The organism is Pseudarthrobacter sp. CCNWLW217 (assembly GCF_037203985.1).
Taxonomy (GTDB): domain Bacteria; phylum Actinomycetota; class Actinomycetes; order Actinomycetales; family Micrococcaceae; genus Arthrobacter.
In genome coordinates this window covers 32,939-51,957 of the sequence record NZ_JBBCBT010000017.1, presented here as the reverse complement: position 1 = coordinate 51,957, position 19,019 = coordinate 32,939, and the positions used below count along the sequence as shown (strand labels likewise).

Sequence of the window (19,019 nt, the reverse complement as noted above, 5' to 3'; positions counted from 1 at the left end):
CAATTCGTGCTTGGTATCAACCGAGTCAAGCCACTGCGCGTGGCTTTCCAACGCGGGAGCATTCAATGACGATTGTTGAGCAGAATCCAGCCCAACCCCAGACAGCCCCCGGACGCATCCGGCTTCAACGTAAATCCTTGCTCGCCACGGGCGTGGGTAACCTGCTCGAATGGTTCGACTGGACCATTTACACGGTTGCGTCCGTGTACCTAGCGGGCAGTCTCTTTAACTCCGGCAACCCGATGTCGTCACTGCTCAGCACACTCGCTGTCTTTGCCGTCGGCTTTCTGATGCGGCCCATCGGTGGACTCGTTTTCGGGCCCCTCGCGGACAAATGGGGGCGCCGCAAAGTGCTGCTCACCACCATGTTCCTCATGGCTGGTGCCAGTTTGGGAATTGCCCTGATTCCGTCCTACGCGTCGATCGGCAGTTGGGCCTCCTTCCTGCTGCTCGTGGCACGGCTTGTCCAGGGATTTGCCCATGGCGGAGAGGCAACGACGTCGTACGCATATATCGCTGAGATTGCCCCGCCCAAGCGACGAGGCCTGTGGTCCAGCACGGTCTTCATAGCCGTAGGCTCCGGCTCCCTACTCGCCACCTTGTTCATGGCACTCCTTACTGGCGTCCTCAGCAAGACTGAAATGATGGAGTGGGGATGGCGGATACCCTTCGCCGCTGGAGCCTTGCTCGCAGTGGCTGCATTGTGGTTGCGCCGGGGCATGATGGAAAGCGAGCACGTGGCCACCGCCCCCGGCGGCAGCGCAGCGACGCCCTGGAGTCCCCGTCAAGTCTTCCGGGCAGGAGTCAAGCTGTTCCTGTACGAGGCAGGCTCCACTTTGACTTATTACACCTGGGTGACCTCGGCGGCGATCTATGCCATTGGCGTCAAGGGGATGGACCCGGGTCAGGCTTTCTTCATGAGCGTTGTCGCACAAGTGGTGTACATTGCGTTCCTGCCCGTTTCGGGATGGATCTCGGACCACTGGGGCCGCAAGACAACTACCCTGATCTCCCTGATAGGTATCGCAGCCACCGTTTTCCCCCTATGGGGTTTGATGTCGAGTGAGCCCTGGACTTTGCTGGTGGCTCAGACTGTCGGACTGTTGCTGGTTGCGTTCATCACAGGGTCTAAACCAGCCGCCATCTCCGAGCAGATCCCGACACGATACCGTACCCGCATTTTCGGAGTCTCAATCTCACTGGGTGTTGCTGTCTGCGGCGGAACGGCGTCCTACCTGAGTACATGGTTGTACTCGATTGGATCCGGTTGGATATTCAACGTCTACGTCATCGTTGTCGCAGCTGTATCCAGTGCCGTCGTTCTTACTTGGAAAAACAACAAAGGCGTCCCATTGGATCAGATTTAGCCAAAGCTCGCCCGTTTCCCGCCTTACGTTCCCGGCGTCGCCCATGGCGCGCCGGGAACTTTTCGTTTCCGGAAGGATTCATCATGAGCATATCGACCAAGTCGCTGCCCCTCCCGATGTCGGCGCCCGCCGCTGTCCGTACTTCCCTGCAGCCCCGCAGCATCCGCGTATTCGAACAGGACCTCCCAGTTCCTGGCCCTGGCGAGGTCCTGGTCCGGACCGAGTACTGCGGACTGTGCGGATCCGACCTGCATATCTGGAATGGCGATGACGGGTACGACTGGGTACCTTGCGGCACCGTGCTGGGACACGAGATAGTGGGAACTGTGGTCCGAGTAAACGGACCTTCAGCAATTGCGCCCGGGACACGCGTTGTCGCGGTGGCGCAGTCTGGTTGCGGCGACTGCCCGGCCTGCGCATCGGAGTACGCCAACGGCTGCGCCCACAGGCTCACCTTGGGCCTCTCACAGGACGGCGGGGCGGCCGGCTTTGTCCGCATCCCGTATGCGCAGCTGATCCCGGTACCTGAACACATACCTGCGCTGACCGCGGTTCTCACGGAACCACTGTCGGTGGCAGCCCGAGCCGTGGCCAGCCGCGGGCTCGTCACGCATGCCGACACCGTGGTGGTCAGCGGCCCAGGCACGATCGGCATACTTGCGGCTCTGGTGTGCAAGCACCTCGGCGCACGCGTTGTACTCAAGGGGCCGGAACGCGACGTTGCTGCACGCTCCGGACTAGCGGCGCAGCTTGGTCTTGAGTTGGTGCCGGAGCTGCCGCCCGGCTACCGGCCGAACGTCTGGATCGAAGCGGCCGGCGCCGCCGCGGCATTGGACGACGCCGTCCGCGAGCTGTCTGTCCTGGGCCGTCTCGTGGTGGTCGCTTTGTACGGCTCCCCTCCGGTGGTGGCGGCCAACGATGCCGTGCGTAAGGAACTTAACATCATCACCAGCTACAGTTCACATCGCGCTGACTATCAGCTTGCCCTCCGCATTCTCCAGGAACGACCCGACCTGGGCGATCTCCTGGTGGACGTGGTGCCGCTTCGGAATATCGCTCTGGCATTCGAGAAGGTGGGTCGAGGAATAGCGCCGAAAGTAGCCGTCGCGCCCTAGCGGCACGAAAATAATGGTCCTTGGGGCTCCGCGGTCAGCGGGCTCAGGACATGTGAAGACACGGATCCGGCTTTGCCGTGGAAGGAAGCCTACGGGTAGTGCTTGCAGCGATCCAGCTATCGGCGAGGACACACGAAAAGGCGGGCGGAACCAGTTCCGCCCGCCTTTCGACGATGGCCTTGACTCAGCTGCGCTAACAGCTAACTGAACGTTCCATCGATGGTAAGGCCGCCGTCGATCTTGATTAGCTCCCCATGGACAAAGGATGCGTCGGGGGACAGAAGGAACGCGATGACCGAGGCGATTTCCTCGGGTTCCGCGAGCCGGCCCAGGGGAGTGCGCCCGATGAGGGCCGTTTCACTAAGGGTTCCGTTTCGCAGGCCACTGCGGACCATCTCGGTGTTGACGTATCCAGGCGCCACTGCATTGACGCGGATGCCGTGGCGACCCCATTCAACCGCCAGGGTGCGTGTCAGGCCGAGCATGCCAGTCTTGGCGGTGGCGTATGCAGTCCGGCCCGGCAGCCCCAAGGTGGAACCAACTGAACCTATGTTGACAATGGAGCCACGCGCGGCCTTGAGCATCGGATAGAAAGTTTTGGCCATGAGCATGGAACCGGTCAGATGAATGTCCAGGAGTCGGCGCCACTGGGCGATGTCGAGTGCCTCAGCCGGCTGCCGGAGGATATTTCCCGCACAGTTGACCAAACCGTCGATCCGTGCGGTTTCGTCCGCGACAGCCGCATGGAGGGAATCGACGCTTACCTCGTCAGCAACGTCCACACCGAACCCCAAGTGGGCCGAGCCCACCGGGTAATGCCTGTTGAGTTCCTCGGCGAGATCCTTGGCAGGTCCTTCATTGAGGTCGGCCACGATAATGCGCCAGCCGCGACTGGCGAGAGTGTTTGCCGCTTTCGCGCCGATTCCTTGCGCGCCGCCTGTAATCAGGGCGGTAGTGGGAGCGTTCATTATTGTTGCTTCTCCTTGAACTATATGTGTGACGGCTCAGTAATGGTTGAGGCGGAAGGTAGCATCAGGCTCCTGCACGGTGACGTCAGGAGTTCCGTTAAGGCTTTGGAGCAGGGTTGTCGAACAGGCGACAGCCAGTGCTCCCCAGGCCGCGGATCGTGCCAGGGCGGCGGAAAACGCTATGGTCCAGGGACTTCCGCCTACACCATCCGTGATGGTGCTTCCTTCACTCAGGAAGCCCGCCAAGGCCGCGTCGCCGGCGCCGGTGGTGTTGATAACCGGGGCTGAAGGAACGCGGGCCCATCGGACACCGTTCGGGCACATCCCGATCAAACCGTCGGCGCCCATGCTGGCGAGGACCGTGCCGACTCCCGCGTCCACGAGTTCCCGGGCTGCCGCTACAACGTCCCCGAGAGTCGACAATTGGCGCCCGGCGACGGACTCCAATTCCGGTAGGTTAGGTTTCACTAGGTCAACCAGGCCGCTCGTAGCCCAGCGACCCAGGTCGGCACCGTTGACATCCAGACATACTTTGACCCCAAGCTGCTGGACCTGCGCTAGCAGCCATCGAAGATCCACAGGGTTCCCGTCGGTTGTCATGGGCAGGGCTCCCGCCACGACCAGCCAGTCGGCGTCCAAGGTGCGGAGCTCATCCAGGGTGGCCTCGCACACGGACCGCCATTCGGCCTCCGGCAGGAGCCCTGGTTTCTGGTTGGCGTTGGTGGTGGATCCGTCCGAGGAAACCAGCGCGGTGTTGACGCGAGTGGGAGGCGACACGAGAACCGTGCGGATAAGCTCGCCCTCCCGGCGCATGAGTTCCAGCCCGGAAGGATCCTTGGCCGATACCGGCGCGACCGCGCGGGTGAGGTTACCGGCCAGCTGCAGGGTGCGGGCGACGTTGATGCCGTTTCCACCCAAGTACTGCTCGACAGTGAGCGCCCGGTTGACGGTCCCTGGCACCAAATCTTCAAAGAAGTAGACACGGTCCACCACCGGGGACGGAGTCAGTGTCACCACGACCTGCCGTCTGCCGGCAGTCTCTTGCTCTGACTCCTTCCCGGTTCGGCGGGTGCTGAGCGCCCCGTGCCGGGCGGCTTCGCCTGAGCGGCTGGTCTTTTGAGTGATGAGGCTCATAGGGATCAGCGTCCCGTTGGCTAGTCGTCGGCCAGGGCGTGGCTGACTTGCTCAGCGACGCGCACTGCCGAAAGCCCGTACTTGTCGAGCAGGTACGCGTTTGGAGCGGATTCGGACCAGGCGTCTGCCAAGCCAAGTCGGGTGACAGTCTTGCCAAGCGTGGTGCCGGTGACGAGCTCGCTAACGAGCCCGCCGAGTCCTCCGATAATGCTGTGCTCTTCGACGGTGAAGATCGGGGCAGGCCCGGACAGGGCCGTCAACAGGGCCGCCTCGTCCAGGGGCTTGAGACACGGAACATGCACGACGCGCGTCTCGATTCCCACTGCCGCCAGCAGGCCGGCAGCGTCCATCACTCGGGAGCTCTGGACGCCCGTGGAGACCAGGATGGCACCGTCGCCCTCGCGCAGGATATGGACTGCCCCCTGGACAAAGGAATAGCCAGGGTTAAAGACCTCGGCGACGGCGTCCCGGGCAAGCCGCAGGTATACCGGGCCCTCGTGTTCCGCCGCCCACCGGATTGCTGCCTCGGCTTCCACGGCATCGGCCGGGGCGATAACGGTCATTCCCGGCATGGCCCGCATGATGGCAAGGTCCTCGATGTCCTGGTGCGTCTTGCCGCTGCTGCCGTTGAGCAACCCTGCGTAGGAAGCGGCAATCTTCACCGGCGCACCGGTCTGAGACACCAGCATGCGAATCGGATCGAGGGCGCGGTGGGTCAGGAAGACGCCGAACGTGGACAGCCATGGTCGGAAGCCCAACGTAGACAGACCGAACGCTACACCGACCATGTTCTGTTCCGCTATACCGATTTCGAAGAAGCGGTCCGGGAAGGCGTCTGCGAAAAGGTCGGCTTTGGTTGATGTGGCGAGGTCCCCGTCCACGACGGCCACCCGCAAGTCCGTACGGGCGAGGTCCACAAGGGTCTGTCCCCAAACGTCGCGTTGCGCCTTCACTTTGCTTCTCCTTCGAATGTCTGACCGAGCTCTGCTGCTGCGGTGGTCAGCTGGTCCTTAGTGGCCACGCCGTTATGCCACTTGTACGTGCCTTCGGCGAACGACACACCCTTGCCCTTCGTCGTCTTAGCGAGAATCACCGTTGGTTTGTCGGATCCGCGCAGTTCCCGGACGCGATCGAATGCTGCCTGAATCTCGTCGAAGTCGTGGCCGTCGATGTTGATGACGTTCCAGCCGAAGCTGCTGAAGACTCCTGTCAGGTCCACTCCGGCCCACGGATTGGAGCGATCGAAGCGGTCACCTTCTTCCGAGACCGGCCAGCCGTATTGCTGGAGCCCGTTGAGATCGACGACCGCGGTCAGGTTGTCCAATTTGAAGCGGCGGCATGTGTGGACTGCCTCCCAGACCATGCCTTCTTCGAGTTCGCCATCACCCAGCATGACCCAGGTGTGGAAATCGGCGCCCAGCCGCTTTGCGGCCAGGGCCATTCCGGCGCCCGCCGACAGACCCTGGCCCAAGGAGCCGCTGGATGAGTCGACGCCCGGCGTCAGTTTCATGTCGGGGTGTCCCTGCAGCCGGGAACCGCCTTGATCAAAGGTGGCCAGTTCCTCCACCGGGAAATACCCGCGCAATGCCAGCACGGCGTATAACCCGATGGCGCAGTGGCCCTTAGAGAGGATGAAACGGTCCCGGGACGGTTCCTGTGGGTTGCGCGGGTCAACGGAAAGCTCGTTGAAATAGAGGTAAACGAGCAGGTCCATCGCCGAGAGCGGGCCACCGATGTGGCCGGCCTTGGCGTCCGCGACCGTCTGGAGGACGTGCCATCGACCGCGGGAGGCCAGTTCTTGGAGTTCGGCGGTCGTCGCACGAATTTCTTGTTTGGTTGACATGACATTGTCCTCATTGATCGTAGTCAGGAAGTCGTGAGTAAGAGATTACCGCTATGCGGACTAATTGTCCATTAAATGAGAAGTATCTAGTTGTTGCTGCGCACGATCACCTTGACTGCCCCGGCGGCGGAGCGCGCCTCCGCAAATGCATCGGCAACGGCCTCGAGGGGATATTCGGATATCGGGACTCCCGCGAGTCCAAGGGCCCGGTTTCCGATGAGCTGCACGGATTCGGCGAAGTCGGCCGGTTCGTAAACCCGGACGCCGATGATTTTCTGCTCGGCAAAGGCGAGCTCACGCAGATCGATATTGGCCGGTCCGTGGTGCACGGCGACGATCACGATGCGTCCCCGAACCGGCGCTGCCTCCGTTAGTGCCGGCGTGACACTGGAGTGCCCGGCGCAGTCAAACACAACTTCCGCCGTGGCCTCGCGATTTTCGCGAGCGACCGGAGAGTCCTGCGGAGCAAGGGCCCTGAAGCCGAGTGCCTCAACAATGTGCCGGCGCTGCTCACTTGGCTCGACAAGGAGCACATCCTTAGCGCCGCGAAACCTCGCCACGAGGGCCACCAGGATTCCTATCGGCCCGGCACCGAAGATTAGTACCTTCTCTCCCGGTGCCATCCGCGAGCGACGGACGGCGTGGACCGCCACGGCCAGGGGTTCGGCCAGAGCCGCTTCGGTCGCCGGCGCGTCGGCGGAGAACGCGAAGAGGTTCGACACCGGAACGGCCAGGACTTCAGTCATGGAGCCCGGGACGTCGATGCCCAGGAGGCGCAGGTTCCGGCAGACATGCCCCAGCCCATTTACGCAGGCGCCGCACTGACCGCAGGGCAACAGTGGATTGACAGCGACCCTCGTGCCCGCGGGAATTCCGCTCCCGCCTGGTTCCTCCAGAATGCCGGTGATCTCATGCCCCAGGATGAGTGGCATTGCGGCACGGGGATGGCGGCCGTCAACAATTGGAAAGTCGGAACCGCAGATGCCGGTGTATGACACGCGGACCAGGGCTGCGCCGGGGCCTGGGCTGGGTTTCGGGACATGCTGGACCTCGAAATGGTGGGCGGCGGAAAGAACCGCGGCCCGGATTCCGGTGGTTAGGGTGGTTGAGGGCGACATCGACTGCTCCTTTGAATGTCCGAACTGTTCTTTTGGGACTGGCCTCTTCAAGCTACCACCAAGTGGACGCAATATCCGTGCGGTGATAACTCGGAACGCAGCGGGGTGGAATGTTCCAAATCTTGCGTCTTGGTACCCAGATACGTATCGTGACTCATGAATGAATGTCCGCTACGTGAGAGGTTCCAATGTCGGAAGCAGTCGACCCCAGCGGCGGAATGAACCTGGTGACAAAATCCGCCCTGGTCCTCCAAGCCATAGCGGATGCCGGCGAACTCTCAGTGAATGAACTCGCCGAACGCACCGGGGAGCCCGCCAGCTCCCTGTATCGGCTCCTCTCAACGCTAGAAATGATCGGATGGGTCGAGCCTGGGTCACGTCGAGGGAAGATGCGCCTGGGTCTCGGATTTGTCAGGCTCGGTGCCAGGCTGGAGTCGCAGCTGGATCTGCGCGAACTCGCCAGGCCCGAGCTCGAGAGGCTCCACGCAGAAACCGGTCAGACTGCGTTCCTCTGTATCCGAAGAGGGCTTCGTGCCGTGTGCATCGACCGAATTGACGGCCTCGATGTCCAGATACACAACCTGAGGCTGGGCGAGTCAATGCCTCTGGGGCAGGGGGCCGCGCCGCGTGCCATTCTGGCATTCGAATCTGCCGATATCGTTGAACGCTACCTCCGGGAACTGCCGGATGATCCCCTGTTCGGACCAGTGGCCCCGAGCCCCGAAAGCCTGCGGGAAAAACTTTCAGAAACGGCTGCTGCTGGAGTGGCCGTGGCCCACGACGATTGGGGCCAGGGAATCGGGGGGGTTGGCGCACCGATCTTCAACCACAAGGGTTCAGTGGTGGGCGCGCTGTCCATCAGCGGGCAGACGCATCGCGTATTCCACAGCGGCTACGATCTCGTCGCAAGCGTCAAATCGGCGGCCGATACCGTCAGTCGCGCACTGGGCGCATTGCGCGCCACGGAAAGCGCCCTGGACCTCCACGAAAGAAGGGCAGTCTAGTGGCCGCGAAACCGATCCGTGTCATGGCAAATAGCGCCGATCTGCTCAATGCGCTGGCGGACCGCGGTCCGCTGTCGGTGGTGGACATCGCCGATGAACTATCGATGCCCCGTCCCAGCGTGTACCGGTTGCTGGATGCCCTCCAACACGTTGGCCTCATAGGGCTGCGGGACGATGGCCGTGCCCAGTTGGGAACTGAAATTCTGCACCTTGCCGACGCTGCTGTTGAGGGTATCCCGGAAGTACGCGCTGCCCGCCCGGCGATGGCCCGCCTGAACGAACAGACCGGACAGACGGTGTACCTTTGTGCCCTCCGCCATCAGATGGTTGCGTGCCTGGATTGGGTTAAAGGTACGAAGGTCACTCTCCTGCTCCTCAATCCCGGAGGAACCCTTCCACCGCATGCGGGCGCGGCCTCACGTGCCATCCTGGCCTGGGATGAGCCGCTTCGATGGCATGTAACTTCGGCGGCCCCGTTGCAGAAACTCACCCCACATACCCTCGTAACAGCACACCAGATTGAAGCAGATGCCGTGCTCACCCGCGACCGTGGCTTCAGTATCTCCGACGAGGACGTCACTATCGGAGTTGCTGCTTTGGGCGTGCCATTGTTTGACACCCGGGGCGAATTGCGTGGGGCGTTGTCCGTCGCCGGGCTCCGCGACGATATCGTCCCGCATCAGGACGAGTACGGGGCGTTGTTGAAGGAAGCGGCGGCGGAGATTTTGGCCGCGATCTAGGGGAGCGCCGCCGTCGGGCAGAGGATGAATTCGTAGCCTTCGCTTATGTCGAACAGTCGCCGCAGGTTGACGCCTTCGGCCTTCAGCCACACTTTTCGAAAATCCTCGCTGACGACCTCGACAACCCCTGAGTGGACCTCAGCACCATCGCGCTCTATTTTGACGTGATCGCTAGGTTCGGGTCTGTAAACGGCCGCTAAGCTTGGGCCGCAGTCAGCAGGCTCAAGAGGAACTTGGCCCGTCATCAGGCGACCGCACAATGGCTCGGCCACGAGCTGTGGTGTTCCCGATCATCCGATGCCATCGCATAGCCGGAGATGTCCAGTTGAGCCGTAATTGACTGGCTAACAGAGCCCTGGAACAGATACTTCCTCAGCGCAGCTCCTGGGGCGTCAGGGACAATTCGCGGGTTGGAGCCATTCATTTAGTATTCCGTTCGACTTGAAGGATGCCTGCAAGGTGATTCCTGGCACCTATTATCGTAGAATGGACGTAGTGTCCGTTCAATGAGACTCTATGTTTCCTTCGATCCAGATGATCTCGCGGTGGCACTTTTGCCGGAGCTCCTTGCTTCCCGGCACGCCTCGGCCGGCATCATCTCCAGGACGAGGGACTAGGTAGAGAGAGGCGCTTAATGAACAATTGTCAGTGCGTGGCGCGATCTGCGGCGTTGCCATCATGACCACGTGCAAGATGATGGGAGCAGCTGCCGCCCTTGGGACGGAGAGGTGACTGCCGTGAATCCTGAGATGAACAGTCGGGAGGATCCTTCGGAGTTTCGCCGTGCTTTCGGCTTGTGGCAACCGCGCGGCGTGGTCTTTGACTGTGATGGGCTGCTGATGGATACCGAATCATTGTGGATGCTGACCCAACGTAGCGTCAGCGAGAGCCACGGGGTCCTGTTTGACGCCGAATTTCAACGCAAACTGGTCGGCCTTCCAGCGAGCCGAATCGGGCCGCTCATTGCCGGTCGTGCGGGATCAGATCCGGGCAGGGTCATTGATCAGTTACTACGGGTGAACATAACCATGGTCGCTCAATCTGCTGCGCCAATGCCAGGCGCGCGGCGTTTTGTCGCCGCCGCCTCCTTGCGTGTGGCTACCGCAGTGGCCAGCAACTCGGCACGTCGCATACTGGATACCGCGTTGCTTCGTGGGGATTTCGGCGCCGGTTTCGACATCACGGTATCGGCCGACGAGGTCGCGCATCCGAAGCCGGCCCCCGACGTCTATCTCGCCGCAGCAGACGCCCTGGACCTGGATCCGAAGGATTGCCTTGCGATTGAGGATTCCGAGGCCGGCGCCGCTTCAGCACGCTCCGCCGGAATGAAGGTTATCGCCATTCCCACTCCGGGCCAGCAACCTTGGGCGCACCTGACTCGTGACTCGCTTGAGGCGTCCGACCTCCTAAGTTGGGTCGAGGAGTGGCGGCCAACGACAGCGCCAGGACAGAGTCCCAAGGCCGCCCGCCTCACCGGGAGCACCGCGGAACCCTGGAATCCGAAAGCGGCTGGGTAGGCGTTCCAATGCCGTATCAGGGGTCTCCGGCCGAGGCGAGCTGCTCCGTCCTATCAAATTGGGTCAGCGCAGCGCATGCCCGGTCCAGAAGGCCTAGCCGGCCCCAGTCAGACCGCTGCTCCAGAGGGGCGGAAGGATTCTGCCGACGGCCGCCAGTGTTTCATCAACCGCTGCGTCGTGCAGAGGCCGCGGGGCTCGTTCGAGACTGACGAATCGCGCCCTGGTATGTCTGCTTGAGATGTTCAACTGTGGCGTCATAGTGTCTGCTGGCGTAAGTCGCGTACAGGATGTCGATGACCAGCAACTGGCCCCATTTGCTCGTCACGGATTCCCCATAAAGTTCCCCGCCGCTGGGAACGGTCGCTGTATAGAGCACAACGTCCGAGTAATCGCGCAAGGGGGAACCTTCAGCTCCGGTGATGGCAATGGTCGGCGCCCCACGTTGTTGTGCGAGATGCATCGCATCGAGGATCGGAGTGCTGCGGCCGGAGTCGCTGATGCCGATCAGCAGGTCACCGGGCTCTATGATCGCCGCCAGCATGACCTGGATCGTGGTGTCGCGGTAGAGCATGCACTTCTTCCCGGCACGCGTGAAGCGCATGACTGCTTCCTCGGCGGCAATGCTCGACGAACCCATGCAACAGAAGATCACAGTGTTCGACGCGTCGATGAGGTCCACAGCCCGCTGAATTGCCTCGACATCCTGCCGTTGCCCGGTGCGCCGTAGGGACTGCACGCTGCTGCGTTCGACCTTTCCCGCGATCTCAGCGGCTGTGTCGCTGCGGTTGACGCCTTCGTATACGACTTCAGAATCTGCCGTGTGGGCACTAGTGGCTGCCTTGGAAATAAACGTTGCTTCGGCCAGGCCAAGCAGCATTGATTTGTAGCCGTCAATCCCCAGTTCCTTGACGAACCGGGAGACAGTGGACTCACCGACCCCGGCGGCCACCGCCAGTTCAGAAATGGTCATGGTTTGAGCCAGCTCCGGGGACTTCAGTACCGCTTCTGCGACTTGGCGGAGTGAAGGCGGGAGGTATGGCAGCCGCCCCGAGATTCGGTGCAGCAGCCCGCCGGTGAAGGTCTCCGTCATGTCGTAGTCTCCGGTCTAGTTCCTAAGTGGCGAGGGCCTGAAGCAGGTTGTCCACAGCGGCCTGTGTGGCCCGGTCCACGCTTTCCTTAGTGTATCCACCGATGTGCGGGGTTGTGATGACCCTCGGGTGCGTGGTCAGCCGGTTGGGTGCGGGAGGTTCAGAACTGAACACATCTGTGGCCAGAAATCCGACTTGCCCGGAGTCAAGAGCCTGCAGCATCGCCTCGTCGTCGATCAGGGATGCCCGCGCCGTGTTGATGATGCCCGTATCCCATCGGAGCAGCCCGATCGCCGCGGATCCGAGGACCGGTTGCCCGGACGGCGGAGTGTGAAGCGATATGACATGGCTCGATGACAAAACATCCTCCAGCGGTGCCCACGAGAAGTCGGGCGAAGGAGCAAACGATGTCACGGGATATTCGTCGAAGGCAATCACCTTCATGCCTAGTCCAAGCGCCATCGTCGCAACCCGCCGGCCTATCTGGCCGCATCCGATCAGGCCAAGGACTTTCCCGGACACTTCGCTGCCGGGCCGACGGTTCCATTGGCCCGACTTCAGCTGGGCATCGTGCCAGGGGATGCTGCGGCTCCCGGCCAGAATCAGTGCGATGGTAAGTTCCGCTACTCCCTGCGAATTGGCTCCGGGCGCTGTAAGTACATTGATCCCCAGGCGTTTGGCCGCTTCGACATCGATCGAATCCACGCCGACGCCGTTCCGGGAGATGGCTTTCAGCTCCGTTAGGTCCTCGAGGAGCCGTCCGGAAAGGCGCTCTGTCCCTGCAAGGTAGCCGACGCACTCCGACACGCCGGAGCGGATCTGATCCTCATTGGGAACTGCACCCGGAGACGGATAAACCAATTCGTATCCGGCGCGTTCCAGCTTTTGTAGGGCAGGGTGCCCCCCGTCCGACAAGGAGCGGGGGGTCACTGCTATGCGGCCGTTGCGGCCTGTGTCCGTGAGGTGCGGCGAAGCCATGGACATCAGGCCTGCCAGCGGGGATTGTCAACGAACGCCGGCTTTCCATCGCGCTCCACGCACAGTTTCCGGAAGCCCTTGGTTTCAATGGTTCCGTAGTCGTGTCCGGCGTGCCCGGGGAAGGCGAAGAAAGTAACCAGCGGCTCCGTGGGGGACACGTTGATGCTTCGGTGGGCGTAGCGCCGCGGAACGTACACAGCCTGTCCGGGCGTGAATTCAGCAGCCTGCCAGTCACCTTCCGGGTTCTCCATCAGCATGTAACCGCGGCCGCTCAAGCAGTAGTAGATCTCCGCCGTGTCCAGGACTTCATGGAAGTGGCCCTTGGTCATGTGGTATTCATCGCCGACTTTCCCCGGATAGGTGATGCTCGTCCCATAGGCAACATCGCCGCTGGTCGAGGGAACACCCATGTCGAAGAACTCGTAGACAAGGGTGTCCTCCTGGGCGACCTGTGCGGCTGCGGCTTCCTGGTCGGCGTACATATCAGCCATTGCTGAAAGTCGTCGCTGGAGGGGGGCCTTGGTGTTTGACAGTCCGGTGGTGACGTCGAAATCGGTGACTACTGCTTTGACGGTGGTTGTGGGGGAGGCGTTCATGAGGGGTTCTCCTTCTGGGTTACGGTGTGGGCAATGTCGGAGAGCCGGTCGAATTCTGCTCCCCGTGTGGGAATGTCGATGTTGAATACGTCAGCTATTACGCGCGTCCAGCCATGAATGAAGTAGACCCAGCCGTCTTCGACCCGGACCTGGAGTTCCGGGTGTTGTGCACGGGCCTGATCCAGGAAGACGAGGTCGCCCCGGTAGTTGAAATCCCAGGCAATGGCCCCCTGGGGGAAAATGACGTTGTCCGTCAAGGGCGAGCCCGGACGGTCCTTTCCCAAGCCCGTGGCGTTGATGATCACCGATCCAGGGGATGCGTTGGCGACGACTTCATCATTGGTCGATCCAGCTGTGGCCTGGACGTATGTGATCGGCAGTGCGCTCCCGAGCCGGGCGTGCATGGCCTGCATTTCCTCGAGCCGCAGGTTCCGGCGATTGGTGACGATGATCTTCTTGGGTCCCGGCAGGCCGGCAGCGGCCCGCTTATGCAGATACAGCGTGAGGGCCAGCGAGGAGCCGCCCGCGCCGAGCAGCACCAGGTCCGCTGACGAATCTTCCCAGTAGTTCTCGGGAAGGATGGCTTCCAGGGACAGCCCGCTGGTGACGGCGTCCATCGCATTGCCCCACAACAGTGGGGACCGTTTGCTGATGCTGCTGATTTCATGGAGAAGCCGTGCGTCAGGGCCAAATTCGTCGAAGAGGTCCCGGGCTGCGCTGACGATGTCCAGCTTGTGGGTCGTCACGAGTGCGCCGAGCGACATTGGGTCGGATTTTATGAATCCGACGACGTCCCGGTAGGCCTCCGGCGGAGCACCCAAAGGAAGGTCGATGCCCTTGAGGCTGGCGTCAAGGCCGAGCTCTTTTGCCCACGCCGGGAAAACTTTCATGATGGAGGATTTGTTTGTCGTGACACCGATGAAGTACATCGTCGGTTCGACGGCGGGCAGTAGCGTCACAGGGCGCTCCTAGGGATTGGTGGTAGATGGGGTGGCGGGTTCGTGCTCTTCCCAGTTGCAGGCGCGGGTGACGGCCTTTTGCCACCCGGCGTACAGGGCAGAGCGTTTTTCTTCAGACATGTCCGGGGTGAAGGCCCGGTCAAGTGCGAATGTGTCACGCAGTTCGTCTTTGCTCGCCCAGAACCCACAGGCAAGGCCCGCCAGAAGCGCGGCTCCGCGTGCCGTGGATTCGACTTGCCGGGGACGGAGGACCGGGACATTGACCATGTCGGCCTGGAACTGCATGAGGAAGTTGTTCCGCACCGCACCGCCGTCGACACGGATTTCGGAGACGGGGAGTCCGGCATCGGCCTCCATGCAATTGATGACGTCCTTGATCTGGAACGCAATGGATTCGAGCGTGGCCCGGATGATGTGGTTCCGGCTCGAGCCACGGGTGAGTCCGAGGATCGCGCCGCGGGCATACGGGTCCCAGTACGGCGCGGCCAGGCCGGTGAACGCGGGAACAACGTATACCCCGCCGGAATCCTCCACCCGCATTGCGGCGTACTCACTGTCGGCCGAATCATAAATGACCCGGAGCTCATCCCGTAGCCATTGGATGGACGCCGCGGCCACGAAAATCAGTCCTTCAAGCGCATATTCAACTTCGCCGTTGATTCCCCAGGCAATGGTGGTCAGCATTCCGTTCGCCGAGCTGACTGATTTGTCGCCGGTATTCATGACCAGACTGGCGCCGGTGCCGTAAGTCGCCTTGACCATGCCGCGGTCGAAGCACGCCTGCCCGAACAGAGCCGCCTGCTGGTCTCCGATTGCAGAGGCGACCGGGATATGGGCGCCCGCAAAGATTCCGTCGCAGGTGTGTCCGTAGACTTCGCTGCTTGGCCGGACATCGGGGAGCATTAGACGCGGTACGCCCAGCTCACCGAGGAGTTTGTCGTCCCAGTCCAGGGTGTTGATGTCGAAGAGCATCGTCCTCGCCGCGTTGGAGTAATCGGTGACATGCGCGGCCCCGGCAGTCAGGTTCCAAATGATCCAGCTGTCGATGGTGCCGAAGCACAGCTCGCCGGCCTCCGCACGGGCCCGTGCACCGGGGACGTTGTCCAGGATCCACGCGATTTTGGTGCCGGAGAAGTAGGCGTCGATGACCAGCCCGGTCGTGGACCGGACATGCTCCTCCAGACCCTTCTCTTTGAGGCCGTCGCATACTCCGGCCGTGCGCCTGTCCTGCCACACGATGGCGTTCATGATGGGCTTGCCCGTGTCCCTGTCCCAGACGACTGTGGTTTCACGCTGGTTCGTGACGCCGATCGCACCGATGTCGTGCGGATCGATCCCGGCTCCCTGGAGGGCACGCCGTGCCACGGCCAGTTGTGTATTCCAGATCTCCATGGGATCGTGTTCCACCCACCCCGGCTTGGGGTAGATCTGGGTGAACTCCTGGCTGGCTTCGCCTACGATCTCAACGTTTGAGTTGTAGATGATTGCCCGGATACCGGTTGTTCCGGCATCCAGCGCCATGATGTACTTCGTTGTCATCGCCGGTCCATTTCTGTGTGCGTTGCGGATTCGAGGTGCAGCGCTTTAGTTCGATTCGAAGAGGATCATGGCCTTCATCCCTTGGCCTGATCCGGCGTAGTCCATGGCCTTTTCGATGTCATCCAGTGTGAACGTCTGGCTGATCAGTGGCGAGAGGTCCAGCCTGCCCTCCCCCACGAGGCTCAGGGCGGACGCATAATCGGAATTGCTCGAACCGGTTGTACCGGTCAGAGTCAAGCCCTGGTAGTGGACCCGGTTGGTGTCGAGGGCAACAGCTTGCGCCTTGCCGAGTCCGGCAAAGAAATTGACTCTTCCGTGCGTTGCCAGCAGGTCGACGGCCTGAGCCTGTACCTCGGGCTTGGAGACGCAGGTCAGGGCAACGTCAACTCCCAGACCACCGGTTTCCTCGGCCACGACAGTGGCCAGGTCGCGTTCGGTGAGGTTGACCAGTACATCGGCGCCGACTGTACCCGCGAAGTCGAGCCGCGGTTGCCGGTTGTTCGAAACGATGACTTTGCGGGCGCCGTAGAGCTTTGCCAGCATGACGTGACAGGCCCCGATGGGTCCGGCACCCATGATCAGAACGGTGGAGTCCGGTCGGACATCGAGTTTGCTGACCGCGTTGTAGCAGCACGAGAGTGGTTCGACCAGTGCGGCCTCGGCGTAGCCCACAGTCTCCGGAAGGTGGAACACGTTGCCTCGGTTGAGGGCAAAGCGGGGTATCCGGACGTACTCCTGGAAGCCGCCATCCATCGTGATTCCGAAGGCTTCATAGGAGGGGCACATGTTGTTCAGTCCAACGAGGCAGTTGGGGCATGTCCCGCAGCCGACGTTGGGCGTAACGCTGACGCGGTCTCCCACGGCGTAACCACTGACCTCGCTGCCAGCCTCCACAATCTCGCCGGCAAACTCGTGCCCAAGAACACGCGGAGTCCCTTCCGGAAGCTTGAAATGCCCGTTGGCGGCAATCCGACGGTCCGTGCCGCAGATCGAAGCAGCCCGGACTCTGATGATGATGTCACCCGCGTCGGCAGACGGTCTGGGGATGTCATCGACCCTTATATTGCCGGGGGAGTGAAGCCGTGCGGCTTTCATGATGTGCGTACCTCTTCCTGCGCCTCGTCGGCGACGGCGAAGAGCACCTTGTTGTACCAGATGGAGCGGTCCGTAAGACGGCGGAACACGGCCGGTGCTTCGTCCAGGGGGCGGACGTGGCTGATCAGTTCGTCCACGTGCAGGTCGCGAACGAGGTGGGCGATGACCATGTCCCATTCGCTGCGGCCCTTCGGGGCGACCTTGGCGTTCCAGGTCCCGTACAGCCTCAGCTCCCGCCGAAGCAGGGACGAGACTGCGTCCTTGGCCAGGTGCAGGTCGCCACTAAGGTCACCGAGCAGGACGACTTGTCCTTGGACCGAGGCTGATTCAATGGCCTGGATGAGCGCTTTCGGGTTTCCGGTGGCCTCGACAGCTATCTGCGGGCCCCAGCCGTCCGTGGCTGCTCGGGCAAGATCTGCGGTGTTCCCGGTCTTGGCGTCAATGGTTTCGAAACCGAGCCGCGACATGATCTCGAGCTTCCGATCGTCGATGTCCGCCACCAGCACGCGCGAGCAACCAAGGATTCGCAGCCATTGAGCGGCCAAGGCGCCGATCGGGCCCGCGCCAATTACGAGGGCAGTGGTATGAGTGGGGATCTGCACCTTGAGCATTGCGTGCAGGGCCACCCCGGCGGGCTCGACCATTGCCGCGTGTGTCAGGGGCATGTCGTTCGGAACCCGGAAAATGCTTTGTTCGGGAACCCACATCCGTTCGGACATTGCCCCGTGACGTCGAGACCCGAAGTAGTCGTATCCCGTTCCGAGAGCGTACTCGCCGATTTCGGACATGGGATCCCCGTGCCTGTGCAGCAGCGGGAAAACCGCAGCCCGGTCCCCGGCGCTCAGGTGGGGGCTGTCGGGGGCTTCCTCGACGATGGCCGAAAATTCATGTCCGAGCACCAGAGGGTAATGGTAGGCCTTGCCGTGCCCGTAGCGCAGGACGTCTGATCCGCAGACGCCGACGGCGCCGACGCGGACCAGAACGGGGTTTTCGCCGACTGGTTGCGGTTCCGGAATGTCCGCATATTCGAGGTCGTTGAGTCCGTTGAGGATTGCAGCCTTCATGGCGGCTTAGACCTCCATACCGTAGCGGTGGGCTTTGTGCGTGGGGTAGAGGGCGATCTGGGGGATGGTAACGTCCGGGGTGCGGGTGGCGACGAAGAGGGTTATTTCCGCAACGTTGTCCACTTCGATGCAGCTGGCGTGGATGCCTTCCTCGATTTCCTTCTTGTCGAGCCAGCCGTCGATGTAGGCGGGGACGTCGCCGTCGTACAGACCCTTGTCGATGATCTCGGTCATCGGAGTCTTGACGTGGGAGGGGTTGATGACGGTGACGCCGATCTTCTTGTCTTTGCCCTCCAGGAGGATGTTCTTGCTGAACCCCATCAGGCCGTGCTTTGAGGCGCGGTACGGGCTGTGGCCCGGGCCGGAGGCGACACGGGCGGAGGACGATCCCATGTTAATGATGCGGCCGCCGTTTTCCTGCTTTTCCATGATCCGGAACGCCTCACGGCACATCAGGAAGACAGCGGTCAGGTTCGGAGTCATGGTCTTGTTCCATTCATCCAGGGTGACGTCGACGACGGGCGGTGCCAGTGAGTCGCGACCGGCGCTGTTGACGATCAGGTCCACGCTTCCCCAGTTGGTTTTGGCCCATGCGAACAGGTCTATTACGGACTGTTCGTCGGTGACGTCGGCGAGGATCGAATGGACGTCCCCGCGTCCGTAGCCGCGGATGCTGGCGGTGACCTTCTCGAGACGTTCTTCATCGATGTCGACCAGGAGGACCTTGCTTTCGTTGGCTGCGAAGATCCGGGCGACGGCTTCGCCGATTCCGGAGGCTGCGCCGCTGATGATGGCGACTTTGCCGGCCAGGGCGACTCCGGTCTGTGGGACGTATGTTTCGCTCATTGTGATTTCTCCTGTTGGTATTGAAACTGTGGTGGTGAGGTTTGGGGA

At 61.9% G+C, this 19,019-nt stretch carries 19 protein-coding genes; 5 read left to right on the top strand and 14 right to left on the bottom strand.

All coding sequences use genetic code 11. The features are described 5' to 3' along the window. Positions 1-65 precede the first annotated feature (65 nt). Both V9L18_RS17820 and V9L18_RS17815 read left to right on the top strand, forming a co-directional pair. Entirely contained in the window at positions 66-1,367 is a 1,302-nt protein-coding gene (locus V9L18_RS17820) for an MFS transporter (RefSeq protein WP_337348493.1), read from the top strand. An 83-nt stretch (positions 1,368-1,450) separates the two neighbouring features. After that, positions 1,451-2,482, top strand: coding sequence for an alcohol dehydrogenase catalytic domain-containing protein (locus V9L18_RS17815; RefSeq protein ID WP_337348492.1), 1,032 nt, complete (start codon positions 1,451-1,453; stop codon positions 2,480-2,482). Positions 2,483-2,682: 200 nt separating this feature from the next. Here V9L18_RS17815 and V9L18_RS17810 read toward each other — a convergent pair whose 3' ends face one another. From V9L18_RS17810 to V9L18_RS17790, 5 genes are all read right to left on the bottom strand, one after another. Beyond that, the gene (locus tag V9L18_RS17810) at positions 2,683-3,450 is read right to left on the bottom strand and encodes an SDR family NAD(P)-dependent oxidoreductase (protein WP_337348491.1); all 768 of its coding nucleotides are present in this window, start codon (positions 3,448-3,450) and stop codon (positions 2,683-2,685) included. Positions 3,451-3,486: 36 nt separating this feature from the next. After that, positions 3,487-4,584, bottom strand: coding sequence for a 1-phosphofructokinase family hexose kinase (locus V9L18_RS17805; protein WP_337348490.1), 1,098 nt, complete (start codon positions 4,582-4,584; stop codon positions 3,487-3,489). A 20-nt stretch (positions 4,585-4,604) separates the two neighbouring features. Then, positions 4,605-5,537, bottom strand: coding sequence for a transketolase family protein (locus V9L18_RS17800; protein ID WP_337348489.1), 933 nt, complete (start codon positions 5,535-5,537; stop codon positions 4,605-4,607). Further along, positions 5,534-6,427 carry a transketolase gene (locus V9L18_RS17795; RefSeq protein ID WP_011691649.1) on the bottom strand — a complete coding sequence of 298 codons (894 nt, stop codon included), beginning with the start codon at positions 6,425-6,427 and terminating at the stop codon, positions 5,534-5,536. Before V9L18_RS17795 ends, V9L18_RS17800 begins: the two co-directional genes overlap by 4 nt. Before the next feature lie 86 nt (positions 6,428-6,513). Continuing rightward, a complete protein-coding gene (locus tag V9L18_RS17790; RefSeq protein WP_337348488.1) occupies positions 6,514-7,545 on the bottom strand; it encodes a zinc-dependent alcohol dehydrogenase in 1,032 nt (343 codons plus the stop codon). 188 nt (positions 7,546-7,733) lie between these two features. Between V9L18_RS17790 and V9L18_RS17785 the strand changes: the two genes are divergently transcribed. Then, complete coding sequence (locus tag V9L18_RS17785) at positions 7,734-8,549, top strand: IclR family transcriptional regulator (RefSeq protein WP_337348487.1); 816 nt, start codon at positions 7,734-7,736, stop codon at positions 8,547-8,549. Positions 8,550-8,572: 23 nt separating this feature from the next. Continuing rightward, positions 8,573-9,289 carry an IclR family transcriptional regulator gene (locus V9L18_RS17780; protein WP_337348486.1) on the top strand — a complete coding sequence of 239 codons (717 nt, stop codon included), beginning with the start codon at positions 8,573-8,575 and terminating at the stop codon, positions 9,287-9,289. Here V9L18_RS17780 and V9L18_RS17775 read toward each other — a convergent pair. Next, positions 9,286-9,534: a hypothetical protein gene (locus V9L18_RS17775; RefSeq protein ID WP_337348485.1), complete on the bottom strand. Its 249-nt coding sequence runs from the start codon at positions 9,532-9,534 to the stop codon at positions 9,286-9,288. The two genes, V9L18_RS17780 and V9L18_RS17775, sit on opposite strands and share 4 nt — an antisense overlap. Positions 9,535-10,026: 492 nt before the next feature. Here V9L18_RS17775 and V9L18_RS17770 point away from each other — a divergent pair, with 492 nt between their 5' ends. After that, positions 10,027-10,806: an HAD family hydrolase gene (locus V9L18_RS17770; protein ID WP_337348484.1), complete on the top strand. Its 780-nt coding sequence runs from the start codon at positions 10,027-10,029 to the stop codon at positions 10,804-10,806. A gap of 163 nt (positions 10,807-10,969) precedes the next feature. Here the strand turns inward: V9L18_RS17770 and V9L18_RS17765 are convergent, their stop codons facing one another. From V9L18_RS17765 to V9L18_RS17730, 8 genes are read right to left on the bottom strand one after another with little or no spacing between them, the layout of a single operon-like run. Further along, positions 10,970-11,896, bottom strand: coding sequence for a MurR/RpiR family transcriptional regulator (locus V9L18_RS17765; protein ID WP_337348483.1), 927 nt, complete (start codon positions 11,894-11,896; stop codon positions 10,970-10,972). Between the two features lie 22 nt (positions 11,897-11,918). Then, positions 11,919-12,872, bottom strand: a complete 954-nt coding sequence (locus V9L18_RS17760) for a phosphoglycerate dehydrogenase (protein WP_337348482.1) — start codon at positions 12,870-12,872, stop codon at positions 11,919-11,921. 5 nt (positions 12,873-12,877) lie between these two features. Continuing rightward, entirely contained in the window at positions 12,878-13,468 is a 591-nt protein-coding gene (locus V9L18_RS17755) for a glucose-6-phosphate isomerase (protein ID WP_337348481.1), read from the bottom strand. Continuing rightward, positions 13,465-14,427 carry a shikimate dehydrogenase gene (locus V9L18_RS17750; RefSeq protein ID WP_337348480.1) on the bottom strand — a complete coding sequence of 321 codons (963 nt, stop codon included), beginning with the start codon at positions 14,425-14,427 and terminating at the stop codon, positions 13,465-13,467. The genes V9L18_RS17755 and V9L18_RS17750 overlap by 4 nt, the downstream gene beginning before the upstream one ends. Positions 14,428-14,436: 9 nt before the next feature. Then, positions 14,437-15,966 carry a glycerol kinase GlpK gene (gene glpK / locus V9L18_RS17745; RefSeq protein ID WP_337348479.1) on the bottom strand — a complete coding sequence of 510 codons (1,530 nt, stop codon included), beginning with the start codon at positions 15,964-15,966 and terminating at the stop codon, positions 14,437-14,439. A 45-nt stretch (positions 15,967-16,011) separates the two neighbouring features. Next, on the bottom strand, positions 16,012-17,061 hold the full coding sequence (locus tag V9L18_RS17740) for a zinc-dependent dehydrogenase (protein WP_337348478.1): 1,050 nt from the start codon (positions 17,059-17,061) through the stop codon (positions 16,012-16,014). After that, positions 17,058-18,125: a galactitol-1-phosphate 5-dehydrogenase gene (locus V9L18_RS17735; protein WP_337348477.1), complete on the bottom strand. Its 1,068-nt coding sequence runs from the start codon at positions 18,123-18,125 to the stop codon at positions 17,058-17,060. Before V9L18_RS17735 ends, V9L18_RS17740 begins: the two co-directional genes overlap by 4 nt. Before the next feature lie 6 nt (positions 18,126-18,131). Further along, a complete protein-coding gene (locus V9L18_RS17730) occupies positions 18,132-18,971 on the bottom strand; it encodes an SDR family oxidoreductase (protein WP_011691662.1) in 840 nt (279 codons plus the stop codon). Positions 18,972-19,019 lie beyond the last annotated feature (48 nt).